The sequence below is a fragment of the Pseudomonas sp. 8 R 14 genome (assembly GCF_900005955.1).
Taxonomy (GTDB): Bacteria; Pseudomonadota; Gammaproteobacteria; order Pseudomonadales; family Pseudomonadaceae; genus Aquipseudomonas; species Aquipseudomonas marginalis.
This window is the reverse complement of sequence record NZ_CVTH01000011.1, coordinates 1-1,637: the sequence shown is the minus strand read 5'-3', so window position 1 is coordinate 1,637 and position 1,637 is coordinate 1. Positions and strand designations below refer to the sequence as shown.

2 protein-coding genes are annotated in these 1,637 nt (G+C 61.7%); both read left to right on the top strand.

Annotated elements, in window-relative coordinates; genetic code table 11:
* Positions 1 to 1,220 (top strand): chemotaxis protein CheA (locus BFQ01_RS00385; RefSeq protein ID WP_141691225.1); only part of this gene is annotated, 1,220 nt, incomplete at its 5' end.
* Positions 1,221 to 1,269: 49 nt separating this feature from the next.
* The coding region (locus BFQ01_RS00380) for a response regulator (RefSeq protein WP_141691224.1) at positions 1,270 to 1,637 on the top strand (368 nt) is incomplete at its 3' end.

The window sequence follows — 1,637 nt, the reverse complement described above, 5'->3', positions numbered from 1 at the left end:
CTCCAGCGCGTGCCGCTACGGCGCCGGTCGCGGAAAAACCGGCCAGTGAAGCCGAAACCACCGTACGGGTCGATACCGCGCGGCTGGACGACATCATGAACATGGTCGGCGAGCTGGTACTGGTGCGTAACCGCCTGGTGCGCCTGGGCCTGAGCAGTGGCGATGAAGCCATGCAGAAGGCCGTGTCGAACCTCGACGTGGTCACCGCCGACCTGCAGACCGCGGTGATGAAAACGCGCATGCAGCCGATCAAGAAAGTCTTCGGCCGCTTCCCGCGCCTGGTTCGCGACCTCGCGCGCCAGCTGAAGAAAGAGATCAACCTGGAACTGGTGGGTGAAGAAACCGACCTCGACAAGAACCTTGTCGAGGCCCTGGCCGACCCGCTGGTCCACTTGGTGCGCAACGCTGTCGACCACGGTGTCGAAACCCCGGAAGAACGCGAAGCCTCAGGCAAGTCCCGTGGCGGCAAGGTGATCCTGGCGGCGGAGCAGGAAGGCGACCACATCCTGCTGTCGATCACCGATGACGGCAAGGGCATGGACCCGAATATCCTGCGCAGTATCGCCGTCAAGCGTGGCGTGATGGACAAGGACGCCGCCGACCGCCTGACCGACACCGAGTGCTACAACCTGATCTTCGCCCCCGGCTTCTCGACCAAGACCGAGATTTCCGACGTGTCGGGCCGTGGCGTGGGCATGGACGTGGTGAAGACCAAGATCAGCCAGCTCAACGGCTCGATCAACATCTACTCGACCAAGGGCCAGGGCTCCAAGATCGTCATCAAGGTGCCGTTGACCCTGGCGATCATGCCGACCCTGATGGTGATGCTGGGCAACCAGGCGTTCGCCTTCCCGCTGGTCAACGTCAACGAGATCTTCCACCTCGACCTGTCGCGCACCAACGTGGTCGACGGCCAGGAAGTGGTGATCGTGCGGGACAAGGCGTTGCCCCTGTTCTACCTCAAGCGCTGGCTGGTTGCATCGGCCGCCCATGAAGAGCAGCGCGAAGGCCATGTGGTGATTCTCTCCGTGGGCACCCAGCGTATCGGCTTTGTCGTCGATCAACTGGTTGGCCAGGAAGAAGTGGTCATCAAGCCTTTGGGCAAAATGCTGCAGGGAACCCCGGGCATGTCGGGTGCGACCATCACCGGTGACGGTCGGATCGCGCTGATTCTCGATGTTCCGAGCATGCTCAAGCGTTACGCCGCTCGGCGTATTTGATTCTGGTGGGGCATAGGCGGTATTGCCCGCCCCACCTAACGGAGTGTTTATGGCAGTCAAGGTCCTGGTGGTGGACGATTCGGGTTTCTTCCGCCGCCGCGTCTCGGAAATTCTTTCCGCCGATCCAAGCATCCAGGTGGTCGGCACGGCCACCAACGGCAAAGAGGCGATTGATCAAGCCATTGCGTTGAAGCCGGACGTGATCACCATGGACTACGAGATGCCGATGATGGATGGCATCACGGCAGTCCGGCACATCATGCAACGCTGCCCGACCCCGGTATTGATGTTCTCCTCGCTGACCCACGAAGGCGCCCGAGTGACCCTCGACGCGCTGGATGCGGGGGCGGTGGACTTCCTGCCGAAGAATTTCGAAGACATCTCGCGCAACCCCGAGAAGGTCAAGCAACTGCTGTG